Below are 17,620 nucleotides of genomic sequence, written 5' to 3' on the forward strand. Positions count from 1 at the left end.
CATAGCAAATCTCACTTCTAGTCTTGATTTATACTATAAGAATAGGCCAAAACTGACTCAGATGCATAGGCATGTTATTTAATAATGTTAAGTACTTATATTATCGAACAGGAATAAACATGTCACATTTAACGATTGTAGCCAACATTAAAGCAAAAGCGGACAAAATTGAGTTAGTAAAAACTGAATTACTGAAGCTGATTGAAGTCACACGCGCTGAAGAAGGGTGTATTAATTATGACTTACACCGAGACAATGAAAACTCAGCCCACTTTATGTTTTATGAGACTTGGCAGACCCGTGAATTATGGCGTGTGCATATGGAAAATCAGCATTTAGCCGATTTTGTGGCTGCAACCCAGGATGCTGTCGATGAATTTATTTTGAATGAAATGACCGTTATCGGCTAGTTGTATTCGAGTTGGCCATTCAATTGAGTGGCATCCTAAAGCAGAACATAGAATGTTCTGCTTTTTTGTCGATTTTTTTTAGCATCTTATGAGACACTCAAGTGATGAATCGCTTTAAAGATTAGGATAAGTGGCAAGATGGAAATCAGATTTACGCAGTTGCAGTGCCGTTCATCGAGTGTCACTGTCGACATTGATCAATGGGTGATTGAACCACAACAATCTTGGGGTGTATTTAGCACCGAAGGTGATGTCGGCGCGTTGCTTGGCCAGTTATTAACTCGGCAAATTGATGCGCCGATCTTAACATATAGTGGCGATATTACCGGTGTCGCGCCATCTTGTGTGGCATTAGTGTCATTGCTTGAACAGCAATCATTGCTTGAAGATATTTTAGAGCAAGATGACAGTGAGTCACTGGGATATACCGATCCTAAAACGACCGTATTTGGGGTTATTTTTAGTCAATGCCATGACAATGGTTTAACCCATCAATTGCTGCAGCAATTAGATTTGACTCATTTAAGCTTAAGTCCTTTTACTCAATTGTCTACGGGTGAAGGTCGTAGAGTTATGCTTGCCCGTGCTGTCGCAACCCAAGTGCCATTTTTAGTGCTCGACGAACCTTATGCAGGGCTTGATGTTGCGCACAGACAGACTCTTACTGAATATTTACAGCAATTATCACAAACGATACAAATGCTGGTGATTGTGTCGCGTGAAGAAGATATGCCTAAATGGATTGAGCATGTTGCCCTGTTTAGTCATGGCACATTAGACAGCGTAATGACCAAGTCTGAGTGGGATAATCATCCGCTTATTGCTCAATTAACCGCGCAATCTGGGCAACAAAGTAATGACATGCTGGCGCTCATTCGCCGTCATCATCACAAATCGACATTTTTAAATCCAGTTTTTCAATTACACAATGGCCGAGTTGCTTACAGCGACAAAGTGATTTTTTCGGGTGTTAACTGGCGTATCGATAATGGCGTGCATTGGCAAGTAAAAGGCCCTAATGGCTGCGGTAAAAGTACTCTGCTGGGGCTTATTTTCGGCGACCATCCTCAATGCTACAGCAACGACATTGATATTTTTGGTAAAAAAAGAGGTTCCGGCGAGAGCATCTGGGAGATAAAAAAACACATCGGTATGGTGTCATCTGCCTTACATTTACAGTATCGGGTTAATTGCAGTGCACTTGATGTGATTGTATCGGGCTTTTATGACTCCATTGGTTTGTATCAACAACCGTCGAAACAACAAGTGGCCATCGCAACAGAATGGTTGGCGATTTTACACATGAGCCATTTGAGTAAATCCGCTTTTCGACAATTAGAGTATGGCCAGCAACGGTTATTACTCATTGCCCGCGCCATTGTGAAACAACCCACCTTATTGATCCTCGACGAGCCTTATCAAGGCTTAGATTATCTGGGGCGTAGATTGATTAAAAACGCCCTTGAACTCATTGCGAAAGAGCATTTAAGTCAATTGTTGTATGTGTCACATTATCAAGAGGATAGCCTCGATAGTATTAAGCACTTTATTGAGTTTATCGTCGATAAACACCAAGGTGGTTATCGTACAGTGGTGACTGAAGCTTAATGCTTTATGGCTAAGAGGTTAACGTTAATCAGCTGACAATTGTTGGCTGTTTTTATTTTCTCGTTTAATTGTCAAATAATAATTGATAATGTTTCAATTATTATGCTGTATATGGCAGCTAAAGTATCGTATATGATGGCGATATTAACGCGGTTCAACAACATTGCTAATCAATATTACTATTTGATAACCGTTTATTATTCCGAGATGAGGTTAACGATGTTACTCGATACACCCATTTGTGATTTTGGCTGGCAAGCACCTGATTTTAAGCTTAAAAATGCTAACGGTGACGTTTTTTCCATGAGTGAAAACTTAGGTAAAAAGGGCTTGTTGATTATGTTTATTTGTAATCATTGTCCCTATGTTAAAGCCATTGCAACTCGTTTAGCCGAGGACACAGAGCAGCTTATGGCCGAAGGTATTAATGTATTAGCGGTAATGTCTAATGATTATCAGCATGTTGAAGCAGATTCGCCGCAGAACATGTTGCGCTTTGCTGAGCAGTATGGATTTAAATTTCCGTATTTAGTTGATGAAGATCAACAAGTCGGTAAGCAGTATGGCGCAGTGTGCACCCCTGACTTTTTTGGGTTTAATCACCTTGGTGAATTGCAATATCGTGGCCGCTTAGACGATGCGCGTTTGCACAATGATCCTAATCGAGAGCCCGAACTACTTAATGCTATGCAACTGATTGCCGCTATTGGTAAAGGGCCTAAGCAACAAACGGCCAGTATGGGCTGCTCAATTAAATGGCGATAATGATTTTATTTAACTCATAACCTTGAAAAATTATTTATTAGCACAATAACAAGATATTAATATTTCTACGCAAATATTATTGTTAATTAATTGTATTTGTTATTTATTTTCAAGTTAAATTTATTTTGTTAATCACACTATTTTATTGTGATTAACTTGGCAGGTTAATTAATAACCATTTTATGTGTTGTTAATCGCCAACCTTTTTAATGATTGTTTCAAATCCATATGGAGTCTGACATGACCAACGCTATTATTACTGATTTAGAAAAACGTTATACAGCCAAACGCTATGATGCGACTAAGCGCGTACCAAAAGAAGATTTAGCGGTGATTTATGAGGCAATGAGACTGTCGCCTTCATCGATAAACTCTCAACCATGGAAATTTATCGTGATTGAAAGCGATCAAGCTAAGCAACGTATGCATGACACCTTTGCCAATAAATTTCAGTTCAATCAACCACACATTAACGCGGCATCTCATATTGTATTGTTTGCTTACAACCCTAAGTATACTCGTGAAGACTATGCCAAAGTGGTTGACCAAGGCATTGTAGATGGTCGTACTAAGGCTGAAGATCGTGAAGCTGCGTTTGGTGGATATGCATTTGTTGACTTAAATACTGATGAAGCGGGTAACAATGCGGCTTGGACTAAGTCACAAACCTATTTAGCCTTAGGTAACACTATGCATTCTTTAGCACGTCTTGGCATCGACTCTACTCCGATGGAAGGCGTTGACAGTGAGATGATTGGCCAAATATTTGCCAAAGAACTTGACGGTTATGTATGTGATGTAGCATTAGCGTTTGGTTATCACCATTCAGATGAAGACTATAATGCCAAGTTGCCTAAGTCTCGTTTAGCAGCAGAGCAAGTATTACAAGTATTGTAATTGATTGTTTTGCTGCAAGTATTCATTTGTATAAAATAATATAAAACGGCTTAAACATCTAATGTTTAAGCTTTTTTTTTCAATTTTTTTAGAAAAGCCACGTTTAACGCCAGCACTTTTAGCGTAAGCAATGACCACGATTAAGACTCATTAGCTTATCTAAAATGCGTTCGCCATCCATGCGGATGCCGTTGTGTTCGTATTCTGAAGTAAGCCAATATTTGAGGTTATTGACTTGTTTGGCTGTTTCTAAGCTGTATTGCATTTCAACATACATGTCGTTGCTGTAAATAGCGGCCGCAACCGGGACTTTATTATTGGCCAATTTTTCAAGATCATATAATGCTGGCCAGTCTTTTTTTGCGGCGATTAAGTCTGCAGCAGCTTGTAATGGTATCAATGCTTCGAGTTGGGCAAACATCCAGGGGTAGATCATTTCACCAGTAAACAGCAAGGGTTTATCTGGACGGTAATTGAATTGATTAAACTGGGCCCGTACTCTATGAGCTGCCCACGATGAAGCATTATTTTGACAATAAATAGATTCGTGCATTAAGGCAAAAATAGGATTGGTATTGTAACTAAGGAATTGGCTAAATTGATGTAAAAATAGCGGGTTGAGATCAATACCGTGAGGCGTGTCAATTAAAGCTTGTTCAAGCAAGTAGTAAACGGCTTCGGGCCCTTGTTCCATGCCTATATTAACGCCTAGTAGCTGAAGCATTTCTACCGTCAACTGCTCACCTGTAGCTAAGTACACTTTGTTTTCATATAGGTGCTTTGCTAAGTTATCGACCAGCATTCGAGCGTCACTAAAACGATTAAAAAAGTCATTATTTTTGGTAATAACACGCTGATATGTCGCTTTGTAAACGTCATCAGCAGGGCGGGTTAGCGAAGGAATACCGCCAGTAATGTAAGCCTCTTTTAGGCCTTCTGGCGCGGCAGACACATAATGCAGGACACAAAAACCACCAAAGCTTTGGCCTAAAATACTCCAAGGTTCGTCTGGTGATAGTTTGGCTCGAATATATTCTGCATCGCGGATGATGTTATCGGCGCGAAAATGGCTTAGATAGTCAGCTTGGTCTGTGGCACTCATATAACTTAAGCTGGTGGCATTGACTGGGCTTGATAATCCTGTGCCTCGCTGGTCAAGTAATAGCACTCTATATTCAGTTAAGGCTCGTTTTATCCAGCCGTTGTTGCTAATCGGTCTTACGGCGCCAAACCCTGGTCCACCTTGAAAAAACACCAAATAAGGCAGCTGTTTATGTTGATTTTCAACACTGACAATTTCACGGGCAAAAACAGTAATCTGTTTACTGGGACTTTGTTGGTAGTCTAACGGCACCGAGAAAAAGTGCTTACGGGCAATAATGTCTGATAAAGTAAGGTCGATGTGCATAAAATGCCTATTCAGTGGTGATTAATGGCGATACTAATACTATCCAATCTTGATTTGTCATTGACGACAATCGCACCGTAAATGTGAGCTAATTAGTATGGTATTAAAGACGCTTATGTCGATGCGAATCACACATATTTTATGAGTCATCTTGTATATTAACAATCAGTAACTTGATGGAGATTAAGTTTAATAGCTATCTAGACCCAATCTGCCTAGATAAAATTAACCGATAATTATCTTAATAATTATTAAGGACGAGGTTGTCGATGAAATATCAAATCATCCCTGTAACGCCTTTTCAGCAAAATTGTAGTGTCATATGGTGCGAAAAAACCTTGAAAGCTGCCGTGGTCGATCCGGGTGGCAACATTGAACGAATTTTAGCTGAAGTGGACAAGTTAGGCTTGAGTGTTGAAAAAATATTATTAACCCATGGTCATATTGATCATGTTGGCGGCGCAGCGGCATTAGCAGAAAGATTAGCGATCCCGATCGTAGGTCCGCACATTGACGATAAATTTTGGTTAGAAAATTTAGTGAAACAAAGTCAGAACTTTGGTTTTCCGCGTGTTGAAGCCTTTAAACCCACCCAATATCTTAATGAAAATGATGACGTGAGTGTCGGTGAGCAGCATTTACAAGTATTGCATTGCCCCGGGCATACCCCTGGACACATCATTTTTTATAACAAGACCGCTAACTTAGCATGGGTGGGGGATGTGCTTTTTCGAGGCTCTATTGGTCGTACTGATTTTCCGCAATCTAACCATCAGGACTTACTTCACTCTATTACCACCAAATTGTGGCCATTAGGGGATAATGTGAGTTTTATTCCTGGCCATGGACCCATGTCGACGTTTGCCGATGAACGACAACATAACCCTTTTGTTGCCGATCAGTTATTTGATTAATAATTTGTTATGTAATCAGATCATTGAGGTTATTTATTAATAAGTTGAAACCATTGATTCTTTGCATTGTATAGAGAGTCTGTTAGCTTAATAGACTGCGTTTACCTATGATGGACAGTTCAAATGGTTCAACACCTCGTTGATTTACTCGATACCTGGTTACCTTCTTATCAAGAAGACTGGGTAGTCGCCGTTCTTACTCAAGTGCAAGGCTCTTCTTACCGTAAACCTGGCGCCATAATGCTATTTCATCCAATGGGTAAAAGCTTGGGGATGTTAAGTGGTGGATGCCTTGAAGCGGATCTACGTCGTCACGCCCAGCGTGCAATTCAAACCCAGCAAGTTATTCAGTTAACCTATGACGCAACCGATGAGTCTGATACCAGTTATCAGCTGGGTTGTGGTGGTATCGTTAATATTATGATGGTGTCGTTAAATAAATCGAACAATTATCTTGGTTTAGTTCGTGTTCATGACGCTTTAATGCGTGGTGATGCAGGTGAATATCAACTTGATATCGTGGCGGATGGTACGCCGGCCCACCAATTGGCAGGTCACTTTGTTGAGCAAGATGCTGAGCGACCTGCGTCGATCACTCTCAATAGTAAAACCCGCACCGTGATCGATCAAGCTAGCTCTGTGTTGCATATTCCGCTTAGACCGCCAGTACATATTGGTATTTTTGGTGGCGGTTTAGATGCACAACCGATTACACAAATGGCGCAAACACTAGGCTGGAAAGTCAGTGTGTTTGATGAACGTACCGCCTATGCGCGTACTTATGATTTCCCAGGATGTCAGATTATTAAAAAACCGACGGCAGCAGTGTCAAAAACACTTTTGGCCAGTTTAGATGCCGCTTTTGTGATGAGTCATAATTTACAAATCGATGCTAAAACATTACAGGTACTCCAAACCATACCGTTGGCTTATATTTCGTTATTAGGTCCAACTCATCGTCGTGACAAAGTGTTGAACATGGCTGAGTTAACGGTTGACGACTTTAGTGGCTATTTTTCGGCGCCAGCAGGGTTAGCGCTAGGTGGCGAGCTGTCTGGTTCGGTTGGACTGAGTATCTTATCCCAATGCCATGGCGTGCTTTATCAAAGTAAGTTAACCAGTCTTGATACGGTAATGCTGTAATAACAACCTAGAGAATGCGCCATTGATAATGCCAAAAATTATTACGGTGATCTTAGCCGCGGGTGCAAGTAGTCGTTTTAACGGCGCTAAAATTGTCGCCAAAGTGCAAGGTGAACAAAGCTTACTCGCATATTGCCTGCAAACACTCGATCACGTCACCCAAACAGCGGGCATTGCCCCAGCGGTGGTGATGTTAGGTGCGCATCAAACAGATGAAGTGTTAGCTATTACCGCCAAGCATCATCGACTTATCAACCATGATTGGCAATTAGGTTTGTCCAGTTCGGTGAAACTCGCCGCGCGCTATGCTCAAAGCCAACAGGCGGATGCGTTGTTAATTGTGTTAGCCGACCAAGTCGCACTGCAAGGCGATGATTATCTGCAATTGATCCAAGCATATAGGCACAATAACTTAACCAGCAGTGCTTTTTACCGGCACAGTGTCGGCGTTCCAGCTATCTTTTTAGCTAAGGATATTAATGCTCTGTTGTCGATTGATGGCGATAAAGGTGCAAAAAGTATTTTAAAACAGCATGATAAAAATAATAGCTTGAATATTATTCATATGGAACAAGCCCAATTTGATATTGATACACCGGCTGACTTAGCACGTTGGTTGGACAGTGCCGGCTGATCTTTTAAGATGAATCTTGTAGCCGTTTGTGGCGATGTTATCCAAGTCAGAGCGAATAGCGGGTCGTTATTTTAGCTGCACAAACGATTACGAAGTAGAAATAAGCAACCAATGTACCCTGAAAGATCCGGCTAAACGGCTGCACTTATTTTGTAAACACGATTTGTAAACATGTTATGTAAACATGGGTCTTTGTTGCAAGGTATTAGCCAGCTTAGAGACTTTGTCTCTAAGCATTGGGCGCATCATACATTCACAAAAAGAGCTAGCCTGTTTGTGTCGAACAAACGTTAACCACAAAAGATCAATAGACCCTAATTAAGGAGTGATTATGACAACCCCAACACAAAAATTGATGGTAAATGGAAAGGATTTTACCCTTGATGCCGACCCTAATATGCCTGTGCTATGGGCATTGCGTGACATCCTTGGCCTGACTGGGACAAAATTTGGTTGTGGAGCTGGGCTATGTGGTGCATGCACTATTCATGTTGACGGCAGCCCGATGCGCGGCTGTTTAACCAGCTTAAAGCAAGTACAAGGCAAGCAGGTGACCACTATTGAAGGTCTTGAGGCTGAAAAGCTAAAGCAAGCTTGGTTAGAACATAATGTACCGCAATGTGGCTATTGTCAGGCGGGACAATTAATGTCTGCCGCAGCATTATTAACCACCACGCCTAAACCCACTGAAACCCAAATTGCTGATGCGATGTCGGGCAATATCTGTCGTTGTGGCACTTATCCACGGATAAAAGCTGCGATTCAATCGGCTTCGGAGGCGTGATCATGACCACATTCAAAGCGATTGAAAATATTAGCCGCCGTAACGTATTAAAGTTATTTGGCGCGGTCGGTGGCGGACTCGCATTAGGGGCCACGGGTTTAGGCTGGAGTCCAATGGCCTTAGCTCAAGATAAGCAAGCGCTGATGAACTTGTTTGTCGCCATTGGTGAAGACAATAAGGTGTACTTGACTTGTCATCGCTCTGAGATGGGACAAGGGATCCGAACTGGCATACCGCAAATTTTAGCCGACGAATTGGAGGCTGATTGGGACAATGTTGTCGTGGTTCAAGGCTTAGCAGATAAACGCTATGGCAGCCAAAACACTGATGGTAGCCGCAGTATTCGTAAGCACTATCATCGTATGCGCCAAATGGGCGCAACGGCTAGAACCATGCTCGAACAAGCCGCGGCTCAAGTGTGGCAAGTTCCGGTGACCGAGGTGTACGCTAAGGCGCATAAAGTCCATCATAGGGGCAGTAACAAAAGCCTTAATTACGGCGAGTTAGCGATCACGGCGTCGACATTACCGATGCCAGAATTAGATTCGGTGGTGCTCAAGCCTGAAAGTGAATTTACCCATATTGGTCAATCGCACACCATTGTCGACATGGATGCGATGCTAACAGGCAAAGCAATATACGGTTATGACATTAAACTCGATGGAATGTTATATGCCAGTATCACTCGTCCGCCAGTGTTGGGCAGTGATGTGGTTAGCGTTGATGAGACTAAAGCCCGTAAGATAGCCGGTGTAGTCGATATTATTACCTTGCCTGTACCTAAAGGGGCGCCATTATTTCAGGCTTTAGGCGGTGTTGCTGTGATTGCAACTAACAGCTGGAGTGCGATTGAAGCGCGTAAAGCATTAGTCATCACCTGGTCTAAATCGATTAATGATAGCCATAATTCAGACACCTACCTGCAAGGTTTGGTTGAGCGCGTTAACCTGCCGGGTAAAGTGATGCGCCAATTAGGTGAGTCAGTCACTGATTGGCCACAAGCATCAACGGTTAAGGCCGTTTACACCGTACCGTATTTAGCCCATGCAATGATGGAGCCGCCAGTGGCAACGGCGAGTGTGACTGCTGATGGTTGCGAGTTGTGGGCCTCGAGTCAAACACCACAAAGTACTCAGCAACATGTAGCCGGCGCACTCGGGCTTAAAGAAGATCAAGTTACTGTTAACGTGACGTTATTGGGCGGTGGCTTTGGGCGTAAATCTAAGCCTGATTTTAGTGTTGAAGCGGCAATTTTATCGCAAAAGCTCAATAAACCAGTCAAAGTATGTTGGAGCCGTGAAGACGAAATTCAAAATGGCTATTACCATGCGATCAGTGCGCAAATGTACCAAGTCTCACTCGACAGCAATAAGATGCCAACCGCATTGTTAGCGCGTACTGGCTTTCCGTCAATCAGCTCAACATTTGCTGAAGGGGTTGAATATCCTTCAGCTGGCGAACTGGATTTAGGCTTTAGTGATGTGCCGCTAGCCCTTAAACATATTCAACTTGAAGCGGTTAAAGCACCGGCGCACACACGTATTGGTTGGATGCGATCAGTCTGCAATATTCAACATGCTTTTGGTATTGGTAGTTTTGTCGACGAAATAGCGGTAAATGCCAATAAACCCTGTGTGCAAATGTGGCGTGATTTATTGGGTGACGCTAGGCTAGAAGCGTTTGAAAATCAAAATTTCACCTATGGAAATTACGGTGAAGAGTTAGCTGATCACCCGGTGGACGTGGGTCGTTATCATACTGTGTTGGATAAGTTAGAAGCGGTAATGGCTGATGCGCCGAAAGCGGCTAAAAATCAAGGTTGGGGTATGGCTGTTCATCGCAGTTTTGTCAGTTATGTTGCGGTCGCAACTTTAGTTGAAGTGGTGGATAAACAGCTTAAAGTATTGAACTCCATAGCGGTGATTGATGCCGGTAGAGTGATAAATCCAGATCGGGTGAAATCACAACTAGAAGGCGCTATCATTTTTGGATTAAGCTTAGCGACCATGGGCGAAATAACCTTTAAAGATGGCAAAGTTGAACAATCTAATTTTCATGACTATCCGTTATTACGTTTACCGCAATGTCCAGATATTGAGACTTATATAATCGAGTCTACGGCAAAACCTGCTGGTGTTGGCGAACCAGGGGTGCCGCCAGTGGCACCGAGTTTAACCAATGCCATTTTTGCTGCCACGGGAGTAAGATATCGCGATTTACCGCTTAATAAACATTTATCGGTGTAGCCATTTACCTGAGCTATGGTATTTAAGTTTACCCATCTTAAGCCGATAATATATTAGCCTATGCCCAAGTATGTTCGCACTTGGGCATTATTATTATGTTGGGGCAACAATAGTTGATATTAGGTTAAGTTGAATAGCGAGTGAATGTGAATGACCAACCTCAACTCGGATTAACTAGGCTCGTCTATATTATTGATTAATTTACTTTTGTGTAATGTAATTTTCGTTTTTAATCTTATTCTCGTTTGTTGAGATAGTGGTAAATTGCCTTAGGAAGCTTATATATGAAGCAAATCCAGTTTAGAAAAATAGATGCAATTTTGATTAAATTTAGCCTTAATGGAAAATTTTGGGTTGTTTGCTCACTGGTTGCATTGATCACCAGTGTTGTCGCACTAATGAATTACCAACAAACTCAGGACTTAATAGAGCAAACATCGTTACAGCGCGTTAAAGCAAGTGTTGCCAGTTATGCCTCTGTAGCCAATAACCAAGACTTAGACAATGATGCCCTTGAGCAATTTGCACAAGATAATCAATTACAGCTATCTGGTGGCGACAATACTTTTCGTCGCGGTGATCTAGTTACGGCATCTGCGAGCGTTGGTAATCAGTTTTTAACCGCGAGTCAAAATGTTCAACAGTGGGAACAAGAGCCGTTAAGCCAAACGAGTTTTATGTTGATAATGGCACTGGTTGGTTTATTGCCCTTATTCCAATTGAGTTACTGGATCTCAACCTCATTAGGCGGAGGCTTATGGGACATGTACATGGCAATAAAACGTCTAGCCGATGGTGATTTAACGTTGAGATTACACTTTTTTGGCACTGATGACTTTAGCTTAATCGCCACCGAAATTGATCGCTGTGCTGATAACATGAGTGAAATGGTGCGGGCGATCCGCAGTAATGCTGAAACATTGGCGGTTGCTGCCAATGAGTTTACTCACCAAGCCAGCACCAATGATGAGTTAATTGATCAGCAGCATCACTTCTTAGACTCGGTGGCACACGCCATGGATCAAATGACAGCAGCCATTGCAGATGTGTCACATCACGCAAGTGATACGTCATTAAATACCAAGCAAAATGCTAAACAAATGGATCAAAGCCAAAGCAAGATTAATGATGCGGTTAAACGTATTAGTTATTTGTCTGAGCGTATTGCCGAAGCATTTTCATCGGTAGATCAACTCTCCCGCGATGCGATCCAAATTAATGCTGCCGTTACCACTATTGAAAGTATTTCAAAGCAAACCAATTTATTGGCATTAAATGCAGCCATTGAAGCGGCGCGTGCAGGTGAACAAGGTCGCGGTTTTGCGGTAGTCGCGGATGAAGTGCGTACCCTCGCAGGACGGACCCAAAAAGCGACCGTTGAAATTCAAAACATGATTGAAGACTTACAACAAGGCTCTAAAAAACTGACCAGTATTACTAATGTGATTGTTGAAGAAGCAGATCAAGGTAGTACGAGTATTAAAGCCGTCGGTGATGATATTACTCATATGGCACAGTCTATCAATGCTGTGTTTGATATGAGCAGCCAAATAGCGGCATCTGCCGAACAACAAAGTGTGTCTGCCGGAGATATTGGCTCACAGCTCAATCAAATTCGGCAGCAATCGGACACTATTCGCAGTACTTCCAAAAAAGCAGGCGCATTAGCTAACGATTTGAATCAATCGTCTAAGGGATTAGCGTCGATTTTAAGTCAATATAAAATCTAGTTTTGACTGACTGTTTATCAAATCCAAGATCATGGATATTTTTGATTAGCTGACATAAAGCACCCAGGTATTTGTTATCTTACCCAGTTTTTGAGTGGTTGTTTTTAAGTATTAGTTTTTGAGTATGATTTTTTAGTATTAGTGTTTAAGTAATAGTTTTTGAGTGGTGGTTTTTGAGTTAGTTGACTTGTATTAGTCATGTTGAAGCAAACTGGCATTTGCCTCATGGTGTCAGTTTACCCCGTCAATTTATCTAAGCAACCCGCTTAATGAACACCACGGATGGCTATCTGTGGTGGAAAAGGATTTTCAATCGAGCGATATCTTACTCAGTAAAGATTATTCGCAGCACAGTATAATTTACCTGTTGAGGATTTTTGGTTACCGGCAATGACACAAGACTTGGTGGTGATGATAACCAAGAAGGCAAATTATTCACGTTTGCTTATCAATACTCACTTAGCTGGCTAGGGTTTATTCAATTTGAGTACAATCTTATCGATTCAAATTGACCTTTTAGAGGATATCCTATCTAAATTATTGATTCTGTTAAGTGTGAATGCAAGTGTCGAGTCGAAACTTATTGTGAATAAGTGAATAAGTGAGTAAGTGAATAAGTGAATAAGTGAAAAATATAGTACCAATATGTTAGACCCGTGAAGGCGGCTCGTTACCAAGGGTTAGCATTAGCCTGTTGAGGTGAGTCGGTTCTGAGGGGAGCAGTACTGGTAAAAAGTAGCTATAAGCGAGACACGCTCATAGCTTTTATCGTTTCGAGTAGCGAAGCGATTTAGTTGTTAGGCTATTTGTTTTTACCTATCCGCTTTTAGCTAAAATCACTCCAAATAGGAGCATGATCTGACGGTTTATCGATAGCCCGTAAATCATAATCAACATCAGATTCAATTAAGCGTGGTACTAATGATTCGGTCACTAATATGACGTCGATCCGAAGACCACGATTATCAACAAAGCCTTTACTGCGGTAATCGAACCACGAGTAACGTTCCGTGCGACTTGGGTGTAATTGACGGAAGCTGTCGATAAAGCCCCATTGCTGCAGACGCGCTAACCATTCACGCTCTTCAGGTTGAAAACTGCATTTACCGGTTTTTAACCAACGCTTGGCGTTCACTTCTCCGATGCCGATGTCTAAATCGGTTGGCGAGATATTAATGTCGCCAATAATCGCGATGTCTTCACTTGGGTTATGATGTTTTTCTAAATGTAACATCAAGTCTTGATAAAACTTACGCTTAGCTGGATATTTAGTTTCGTGATGGATACTTTCACCTTGTGGGAAGTATCCATTGAAGACCGTTAATATACGACCGTTAGCTTGGGTAAATTTACCAATAATCAATCGGCGTTGAGCATCTTCAGCATCAGTTTCAAAACCCTTAATGATTTCAATAGGTTCGGCTTTTGATAGCATGGCCACACCATAATGGGCTTTACCGCCGTGAAAATGCACCTGATACCCCATGGCTTCTACATCAGCGACAGGAAACGCTTCGTCATGAACTTTGGTTTCTTGTAAGCCAATAATATCAGGAGAATGACTGTCGATTAGGGCTTGCAATTGATGCAAGCGCGCACGTATACCATTGATATTAAAAGACACTATTTTCATTAAGGAAGCACTCGCTTAAATGGCTTAACGATAACGCTTTTGTACACGCCAGCACCAATATAAGGATCCACATCAGCCCAAGCTTGTGCATCTTCCAATGAAGGGAAATCAGCAACAACTAATGATCCTGTGAAACCGGCTTCCCCCGGATTTTCATTATCAATGGCAGGATGGGGGCCGGCGGTTAATAAACGGCCTTCATCGGCGAGCGCTTGTAAGCGGGCTAAATGTTCGGTGCGGACGGATAAACGCTTTTCTAAACTATTTTCCACGTCTTGAGATGAAATCATATACCACATATCACTACTTCCTTTAATCGTTGTTATAAAATAAGTTATTGGTCATCATTGGGTTGAGTGGTGTCTTCTTGCATATGTTTATATAAGTACAATACCGTGACAACCGTGTTAATTAAGGTGAGGGCGGTTAGGCCAAATACTTTGAAGTTTACCCACATTTCTAGCGGTAGGCTAAACGCAACATAGATATTGGCGATGCCACATACTACAAAAAAACTGACCCAATACCATGTTATTTGTGTCCATATTTTATCGTCAACTTTCATTTCTTTGCCTAACATGCTCTTTAGCGCAGGTTTGCCCATCATTTGAGAGGCAATTAATCCTATAGCAAACAAAGCATAAACAATGGTTACTTTCCATTTAATAAAGGCATCATCGTGAAAAAATAGCGTAAGTGAACCAAACACAGTGATCATGGCAAAGGTAGCTAGAAGCATTTTTTCGATGTGTTTATACAATAGGTAAGTGATGACGAGTTGGATCGCGCTTGCCGCAATCAGTACAGCCGTTGCGGCATAGATGTCATACAACTTGTAGACTGCAAAAAAAATGACCAGTGGTAAAAAATCTAACAGTTGTTTCATAAAAAATCTCAGGCTAGGAAAATACTATTGCATAATGTTGGTGTTATGTTGCCACCGTAATGATGGCCGATTGTAGCATGATGTCATTGCCATTCGCATTAATTAAGGACAGTGATGGAGTGGATTATAAACTATTGCGCTAGGCTATTTTGCAAGAGGATGTAAATTCCGCTAAGCAGCTTAGTGAGCAAGCTATTCTTGCTGTGAATTTGACTCTGTGACACGTTTAGCTTATTTAAATGACCTTATGTATGCTTAATCGATAGGTGCTAAGCAGTTGAGCAGAATGTTTTTTCAAATACCGACTTATCGTCATATCGTCTTATTGTCTTATCGTCGCGAGGGTATTGCGCCAAGGTTTATCAATAGAACCGGGTCATCGTTAAATCGATCTTTCTGTAGCATGGTGATTAAGCGGCGATCAGTAACAGGGTATGGTTAAAGCGATAGCGATGTAAAATGCTCGTGCCTGGTCAGTCTAAACCTTGAACAATAATGATGTTGTCATGCTTTCTCGTGTTGTTAGCGGATTAAATTGGTGTTGATTGCGTGACGAATAATACCAATTCGATACCAACTAATCGCCTTTAAGACGAGTATATAGGCAACTTGCAGTAGGTCTTCCCGCTCTTGCTGTTCATACTTCACACTCCATCGAGCATATTATTATCGGCTCCCATTTTAAATGCGCGGCGCTGGGGTAGGTTGATCATGGCGACTTGCATTTTATCGCGACGGTAATAATCGGCGCTTTTATCTCAGGCAAGAGCTAACAGCGACATAAAAGAGGCCTGTTTGGCAGCAATACTTTGAACCGAGGAATTATCATTAATCACCCTGGGTTGTACACCGGTTGCTAAAGTCTGCTGAATAGAGACTCAACCCAGTACGGCAAGTGTTAGCAGCTTTATGCAGTTACTTTCATACTGCGCCGAGTAATAGGTTGATTAACAATCGATATAGATGACGATAAAAAGAGCCAAATTTATGGCTCTTTTTTGTTTTTAATGAGTAGGTGTTTTATCGTTGGAACTGATAAACACTGCCTAACTTCAAGATTTGTGTGAGTTGATCTAATGCGGTGCGCGATTCCATAATCAATTGCGGATCGGCTAGATCGCTAACGGTCAGTTGATCACGATAATGTCTATCAACCCATGTATTTAAGCGAGTAAATAAACCGTCATTCATTAATGTGTTTTGGTTAACCGCGGCGACTTCTTGTTCGTTCATCGCCACTCGTAAACGTAAACAGGCTGGCCCCCCCCCGTTTTGCATGCTTTGTTTTACATCAAAATAGCGCACTTGTTTGATCGGCGTGCCTAAGGTAACAAGTTCATTTAAATAAGCAAATACTGCAGGGTTTTCTTGGCAATTTGTGGGTGCAATAATGGCCATTTCACCTGAAGGTAGGGTGATGATTTGGGTATTAAATAAGTAACTACGAACGGCATTATCAATTGATACTTGCTCTGTGGTGACTTTGACAAAATGCATATCAGAGTTCATTTTTCGGCGAATTTCATCGAACTTTACTTCGGTATTTAAAAACGCTTGTTCGTGGTAGAAGAGCACATTTTTGTTACCCACTGAAATGACGTCATTGTGGAACACGCCTTGGTCAATCACATCAGGGTTTTGCTGCATAAATACGCAGCTTTCCTCTTCAAGTTGGTGTAAACGTGCTACTGCCTGAGAAGCCTCTAATGTCTGTCGAGCAGGATATTTTGTAGGTTTTGGAGCGTTAGGGTGAGTGGCTGACTGGCCGTAAACAAAAAGTTCTACTCCACTATGACCGTATTCAGAACACAAACGGGTATGATTTGCAGCGCCTTCATCACCAAAACTTGCGTGTTCGGGTAAATGCTGATGATGTTTAAAATAGCGATCATTATTGAATGTTGACTGTAGAATGTGCCCTGTGGTGATAGGTTCAATGCTACGGTGTAATTTATCGACTAGGTTAGCTGGTGTGAAATGTACTTTTCCATCACGAGTGTCAGCACTGGGTGACACTGTCGCCGCATTAGCGGTCCACATGCTCGAAGCACTGCAGCAAGCATTAAGTAGCGCAGGTGCTTGCTGAGCAGCTTTCTGTAAAACCTCAGTGTCAGACCCAGAAAAACCAATTCGACGCAATGTGTAAAGGTCTGGGCGCTCTTGTGGGGCTAATACGCCTTGCACCATACCTAAATCTGCTAATGACTTGGCTTTTTGCAAACCTTGTTTAGCTGCCGCTTTAGGATTTGAGGTTTGGGCCGCATTACTAAATGAGGCCACATTACCAAACGATAATCCGGCATAGTTATGGGTTGGTCCTACCAAGCCATCAAAGTTCGCTTCAAAATGCTTCATTCGTGATCCTTGAGAATTTTAGTGAATAATTATTATTGTAGTTGCGCATATTTGTGTTACTTATAAAAAAGGAACGTGATTGTTCATGTCAGTTAACGCTAATTGAAGCCAGTATACTGGAGCTATAAGGGTTAACAAGGTGTGGTTAATTTGTACAAATGTGTATGAATGACTAAAAATGCACTGAAGGTGCTCGTAAGTATCATT

General features: G+C 41.8%; 15 protein-coding genes. 10 read left to right on the forward strand and 5 right to left on the reverse strand.

Annotated elements, in window-relative coordinates:
• The first annotated feature begins 119 nt into the window (after positions 1–119).
• From AAEZ00_RS05170 to AAEZ00_RS05185, 4 genes are all read left to right on the forward strand, one after another.
• The gene (locus tag AAEZ00_RS05170) at positions 120–410 is read left to right on the forward strand and encodes a putative quinol monooxygenase (protein WP_124011806.1); all 291 of its coding nucleotides are present in this window, start codon (positions 120–122) and stop codon (positions 408–410) included.
• A gap of 138 nt (positions 411–548) precedes the next feature.
• On the forward strand, positions 549–2,018 hold the full coding sequence (locus tag AAEZ00_RS05175) for an ATP-binding cassette domain-containing protein (protein WP_351088412.1): 1,470 nt from the start codon (positions 549–551) through the stop codon (positions 2,016–2,018).
• A 219-nt stretch (positions 2,019–2,237) separates the two neighbouring features.
• Entirely contained in the window at positions 2,238–2,783 is a 546-nt protein-coding gene (locus tag AAEZ00_RS05180) for a thioredoxin family protein (RefSeq protein WP_124011804.1), read from the forward strand.
• 240 nt (positions 2,784–3,023) lie between these two features.
• Positions 3,024–3,680, forward strand: a complete 657-nt coding sequence (locus AAEZ00_RS05185; RefSeq protein ID WP_101032163.1) for a nitroreductase family protein — start codon at positions 3,024–3,026, stop codon at positions 3,678–3,680.
• 118 nt (positions 3,681–3,798) lie between these two features.
• On the opposite strand, the gene AAEZ00_RS05190 is transcribed toward AAEZ00_RS05185, so the two are convergent.
• Positions 3,799–5,088, reverse strand: coding sequence for an alpha/beta fold hydrolase (locus AAEZ00_RS05190; RefSeq protein WP_124011803.1), 1,290 nt, complete (start codon positions 5,086–5,088; stop codon positions 3,799–3,801).
• Positions 5,089–5,357: 269 nt separating this feature from the next.
• On the opposite strand from AAEZ00_RS05190, the gene AAEZ00_RS05195 reads away from it, so the two are divergent.
• The 6 genes from AAEZ00_RS05195 to AAEZ00_RS05220 all read left to right on the forward strand — a co-directional run bounded on the left by AAEZ00_RS05195 (position 5,358) and on the right by AAEZ00_RS05220 (position 12,539).
• On the forward strand, positions 5,358–6,002 hold the full coding sequence (locus AAEZ00_RS05195; RefSeq protein ID WP_124011802.1) for an MBL fold metallo-hydrolase: 645 nt from the start codon (positions 5,358–5,360) through the stop codon (positions 6,000–6,002).
• 123 nt (positions 6,003–6,125) lie between these two features.
• Entirely contained in the window at positions 6,126–7,145 is a 1,020-nt protein-coding gene (locus AAEZ00_RS05200; RefSeq protein ID WP_101032160.1) for an XdhC family protein, read from the forward strand.
• A 28-nt stretch (positions 7,146–7,173) separates the two neighbouring features.
• The gene (locus AAEZ00_RS05205; protein WP_124011800.1) at positions 7,174–7,779 is read left to right on the forward strand and encodes a nucleotidyltransferase family protein; all 606 of its coding nucleotides are present in this window, start codon (positions 7,174–7,176) and stop codon (positions 7,777–7,779) included.
• Positions 7,780–8,110: 331 nt separating this feature from the next.
• On the forward strand, positions 8,111–8,563 hold the full coding sequence (locus tag AAEZ00_RS05210) for a (2Fe-2S)-binding protein (protein ID WP_101032158.1): 453 nt from the start codon (positions 8,111–8,113) through the stop codon (positions 8,561–8,563).
• Between the two features lie 2 nt (positions 8,564–8,565).
• Complete coding sequence (locus AAEZ00_RS05215) at positions 8,566–10,809, forward strand: xanthine dehydrogenase family protein molybdopterin-binding subunit (protein WP_124011799.1); 2,244 nt, start codon at positions 8,566–8,568, stop codon at positions 10,807–10,809.
• 284 nt (positions 10,810–11,093) lie between these two features.
• The gene (locus AAEZ00_RS05220; RefSeq protein WP_351088413.1) at positions 11,094–12,539 is read left to right on the forward strand and encodes a methyl-accepting chemotaxis protein; all 1,446 of its coding nucleotides are present in this window, start codon (positions 11,094–11,096) and stop codon (positions 12,537–12,539) included.
• Between the two features lie 826 nt (positions 12,540–13,365).
• Here AAEZ00_RS05220 and xthA read toward each other — a convergent pair.
• The 4 genes from xthA to astB all read right to left on the reverse strand — a co-directional run bounded on the left by xthA (position 13,366) and on the right by astB (position 17,413).
• On the reverse strand, positions 13,366–14,172 hold the full coding sequence (gene xthA, locus AAEZ00_RS05225; protein WP_351088414.1) for an exodeoxyribonuclease III: 807 nt from the start codon (positions 14,170–14,172) through the stop codon (positions 13,366–13,368).
• Positions 14,172–14,471 (reverse strand): YciI family protein, encoded by a 300-nt coding sequence (locus AAEZ00_RS05230; RefSeq protein ID WP_101032154.1) that lies wholly within the window; start codon positions 14,469–14,471, stop codon positions 14,172–14,174. Before AAEZ00_RS05230 ends, xthA begins: the two co-directional genes overlap by 1 nt.
• Before the next feature lie 35 nt (positions 14,472–14,506).
• Positions 14,507–15,058 (reverse strand): septation protein A, encoded by a 552-nt coding sequence (locus tag AAEZ00_RS05235; RefSeq protein ID WP_101032153.1) that lies wholly within the window; start codon positions 15,056–15,058, stop codon positions 14,507–14,509.
• A gap of 1,020 nt (positions 15,059–16,078) precedes the next feature.
• Complete coding sequence (gene astB, locus AAEZ00_RS05240; protein ID WP_351075202.1) at positions 16,079–17,413, reverse strand: N-succinylarginine dihydrolase; 1,335 nt, start codon at positions 17,411–17,413, stop codon at positions 16,079–16,081.
• Between the last annotated feature and the right edge of the window lie 207 nt (positions 17,414–17,620).

This window comes from Shewanella sp. S1-49-MNA-CIBAN-0167, from assembly GCF_040310145.1.
Classification (GTDB): Bacteria; Pseudomonadota; Gammaproteobacteria; order Enterobacterales; family Shewanellaceae; genus Shewanella; species Shewanella psychromarinicola.